Source organism: Nocardioides sp. (assembly GCF_050699375.1).
Taxonomy (GTDB): Bacteria; Actinomycetota; Actinomycetes; order Propionibacteriales; family Nocardioidaceae; genus Nocardioides.
In genome coordinates this window covers 1-3,706 of the sequence record NZ_JBOHDN010000013.1, presented here as the reverse complement: position 1 = coordinate 3,706, position 3,706 = coordinate 1, and the positions used below count along the sequence as shown (strand labels likewise).

The following is a 3,706-nucleotide window of genomic DNA, read 5'->3' as shown; positions in this document are numbered from 1 at the left end:
TTGGTGGAGCTGAGGGGATTCGAACCCCTGGCCTTCTCATTGCGAACGAGACGCGCTACCAACTGCGCCACAGCCCCAAGCGATGAGAAACGTTAGCACCTCGTCGCGGGTGAATCCCAATCAGTAGGCCTCAGGAGCCCGTGGCGCGACCACGTGCCGCCTCCGCGGCCTCGGCAGCGGCACGCTCGGCTTCCTCGGCCTCGCGGACGAGCTTGGAGTCGGCGGCGTTGCGGCCCGAGCTCCACACGCCGGTGGCGTCCAGATCGATGGTGCGGACGGTGCGGCGCGGCGCGGCCTCCTTGGAGACGTACGTCGGCAGCGGGGTCTCCACTGGCTTCCAGGCACCCTCGGGGAGCTGCTCGCCGGTGTCCTCGTGCTCGACCACGGCGACCAGGTCACCGGTGTCGTGGTCGATGTCGAAGGTGATCCGGGGCGGTGCGACCGGCTCGGGCTCGGGGATCTCGGCGGGCAGCGGCGTGCGTGCCCAGATCTCCTGCTGAGCACGGACACTGACCCGGCAGGTGATCAGCCAGGCTGCGACGAGCACACCCGGGATCGCGATCCAGACCGGACCGAAGACTCCGAAGGCGGCGAGCGTGCCGACCACGGCCACGCCCAGGAGCAGCACACCGAGCACGATGCTGCGGCGCTTGGCCGCGGCACGGGCAGCTCGGCGGCGTACGGCCATCGGCACCGGCCGCGCGGCCGGCTCGTCCTCGGCAGCGACCTCCGGAGCGGACTTCTTCGCCTTCCCGGTCACCAGGTCGGTGGAGTCCTTGCCGGTCGCTTCACGACGCGCCAGAATCCGGCGCGAGGCGGAGATGGCGGCGCTGGCCCGGCTCTTCGCACCGTCCTCGGCGGTCGCATTGGCCTCGAGCGCTTTCGGCACCAAGTACACCGCCCACGCCACGGCGAGGGCGACGAAGATGAGTGCGCTCGGGTCCACGTTAGGAAGCGTAGGAGCCATTACCAGCCCGTAGGCGGATGTGCAGTGGTGTGTCGCGTGTGACTTGTGTGATTTCAGCCGGACACGCCGAGGTCAGCGCCTCATTCAGGTGACAAACCGAGCCGAGAAAGCATTCCTAGGTGACATTCTTCAACCGTTATCGCGAAGATTCGGTGATCTCGCCAGGCACCGTCGATGTGCAGGAATCTGGGAGCGTAGCCGATCTCGTTGATGCCGAGCTTCTCCACCACGCGGAGCGAGTTGGAGTTCTCCGGACGGATGCATATCTCGATGCGATGCAGCCGCGCAGTGGTGAAACAGTGGTCGATGACGAGCGCCACCGCGAGCGGCATCACCCCGCGTCCGGCGAACTGCTGGTCGATCCAGTAGCCGATCGAGGCGAACTGAGCGGAGCCGCGCACGATGTTGTTGACCGTGACCTGCCCGGCGAACCTGCCGTCGACCTCGATCGCGAACGGATAGGTCGTCCCTCGCTTGGCCTGCCGGCGCAGACGACGTACGAGGCCCGCGAAGGTCGTTGGACGAGCAGTCGATCCGGGCGGCACGGTCGCGTCCCACTCATGCAGCCAGGCAGCCGAACGGCGGCGGGCATCGGTCCACGCCTTGGCGTCGATGCGGTCGAGCGGACGAATGGTCACCGCGCCGTGCGTGAGAATGGCGGGCCAGCCGGGATCGGTCATCGGCGGTCGCAATCAGTGGTCACTGCCGACCGACTGCTCCACAGCATGGGTCAGCACCGGACGGAGGACGTCGATCGCGTCCTTCACCCCGCCCCGGGACCCAGGAAGGTTCACCACCACACACGCTCCGATCTGACCGGCCAGACCGCGGGACAGTAGCGCCGTCGGGATCCCCTTCGCCACTCCGGCGGCTCTGATGCCCTCCGCGATCCCCGGGATCTCGCGATCGAGCAGCGGGCGGGTCACCTCGGGGGTGCGGTCGGTGGGGGTGAGCCCGGTGCCTCCGGTGGTGAGGACGACCCGCGCCCCCTCCTTCGCGGCCCGGGCGATCGCCTCCCCGACGGGATCGCCGTCGCGTACGACCTCGGGAGAGCCGACCACGAAGTCGAGCTCCTCCAGGAAGGCGACCAGGAGTGGACCGGTGGTGTCCTCGTAGACACCGGCCGAGGCGCGGTTGGAGGCGACGACGACGCTGGCCCGGAGGCTCATCGCTGCCCCCGTTGCCAGTCTCCCGACTTCCCGCCGGTCTTGGTCTCGACCTGGATATCGGTGATGATCGCGCCCTTGTCGACAGCCTTGACCATGTCCACGACGGTGAGGCCCGCGACCGCGACCGCGGTCAGCGCCTCCATCTCGACGCCGGTGCGGTCGGTTGTCTTCACGGTCGCGGTGACCTCGACGGCGGCGTCGGTCACGCTCAGCTCGACCTTCACGCCAGAGATGGCCAGCGGGTGGCACAGCGGGATCAGATCGGGTGTCTTCTTCGCCCCCATGATCCCGGCGATGCGGGCGACGGCGAGCGCGTCGCCCTTCGGCACTCCTTCGCCGCGGAGCAGCGCGATCACCTCCTCGGAGACCAGCACCCGCCCCGACGCGGTCGCGGTACGGGTCGTCACCGCCTTCTCGGAGACATCGACCATCCGGGCCGCGCCGGACTCGTCGACATGGGTCAGCCTGTCGGGCATCAGAACTCACCGTCCAGCTCGATGACGTCCACGTCGGCGCCCTCGCTCAGCGAGGTCGTCTCGGGCGGGATCACGATCAGACAGTTCGCCCCGGCCAGGTCACCGATCAGGTGCGAGCCCGGGCCGCCGACGGGAGAGACGCCGGCACGCGAGCCGTCATACCACCCACGGAGATACTGCTCCTTGCCCTCCGGGGACCGCACCGCGTGGGTCAGGCCGGCGCGACGTACGGGTCGGGCCTCGGGGGTCAGGCCCATCAACCGACGCACCGCCGGGAGGACGAAGAGCTCGAAGGAGACGAACGAGGAGACCGGGTTGCCGGGAAGACACAGGATGGGTACGCGCTCCTCGCCGATCCGGCCGAACCCCTGGGGTTTGCCCGGCTGCATCTTCACGGGGCCGAACCAGACGCCGTGCGGTGCCAGCGCCTCCTTGACGACGTCGTAGTCGCCCATCGAGACCCCACCGGAGGTGACCACCAGGTCGGCGCGGACGAGCTGGTCGGAGAGCGCCGTCATGAACGCTCGCGGCTCGTCGGGCACGATCCCGACACGGTAGGCGATCGCGCCGGCCCGGCGCGCGGCAGCGGCCAGAAGGAACGAGTTGCCGTCATAGATCGAGTCGTGGCCCAGGCTCTCGCCGGGCTCACGCAGCTCGGTGCCGGTCGAGAGCACCACCACGCGGGGCCGCGGCCGCACGGTCACCTGAGCACGACCGACGGAGGCGATCAGCCCCAGGTGGCGCGGGCCGAGCACCGTGCCCGAGGGAACGAGGAGGTCGCCCTTGGCGACATCCTCGCCTGCGTACCGCACATGCTGAGCTTCCTCCGCCGTCCCCCGGATCTCGACCTCGGCCACACCACGGTCGGTCCACTCATAGGGGATGACCGTGTCGGCGCCCGTGGGCAGCGGGGCGCCGGTCATGATCTTCGCCGCAGCCCCGGGCGGGAGCGCCAGGAGCGAGGCCTGTCCCGCGCCGATCTCACCGAGCACCGGCAACCTCACCGGAGCGTCGGCCGAGGCGGTCGCGACGTCGGCATAGTGGACCGCGTAGCCGTCCATCGAGGAGTTGTCGAAGCCGGGAAGCGCAACCTC

Annotated in this window: 5 protein-coding genes and 1 tRNA gene; all 6 read right to left on the bottom strand. The window is 69.4% G+C overall.

Features of this window, described 5'->3' with window-relative positions:
- Window position 1 precedes the first annotated feature (1 nt).
- Window positions 2–77 (bottom strand) — tRNA-Ala (locus tag ACRDPS_RS00595).
- Between the two features lie 53 nt (window positions 78–130).
- Window positions 131–946 (bottom strand): divisome protein SepX/GlpR, encoded by an 816-nt coding sequence (gene sepX / locus ACRDPS_RS00590; protein ID WP_431499673.1) that lies wholly within the window; start codon window positions 944–946, stop codon window positions 131–133.
- 101 nt (window positions 947–1,047) lie between these two features.
- Window positions 1,048–1,647: a GNAT family N-acetyltransferase gene (locus tag ACRDPS_RS00585; RefSeq protein ID WP_431499672.1), complete on the bottom strand. Its 600-nt coding sequence runs from the start codon at window positions 1,645–1,647 to the stop codon at window positions 1,048–1,050.
- A 12-nt stretch (window positions 1,648–1,659) separates the two neighbouring features.
- Window positions 1,660–2,136 carry a MogA/MoaB family molybdenum cofactor biosynthesis protein gene (locus tag ACRDPS_RS00580; protein ID WP_431499671.1) on the bottom strand — a complete coding sequence of 159 codons (477 nt, stop codon included), beginning with the start codon at window positions 2,134–2,136 and terminating at the stop codon, window positions 1,660–1,662.
- Window positions 2,133–2,612, bottom strand: coding sequence for a cyclic pyranopterin monophosphate synthase MoaC (gene moaC, locus ACRDPS_RS00575; RefSeq protein WP_431499670.1), 480 nt, complete (start codon window positions 2,610–2,612; stop codon window positions 2,133–2,135). Before moaC ends, ACRDPS_RS00580 begins: the two co-directional genes overlap by 4 nt.
- The coding region (glp, locus tag ACRDPS_RS00570; protein ID WP_431499669.1) for a molybdotransferase-like divisome protein Glp at window positions 2,612–3,706 on the bottom strand (1,095 nt) is incomplete at its 5' end. The genes moaC and glp, both read right to left, overlap by 1 nt.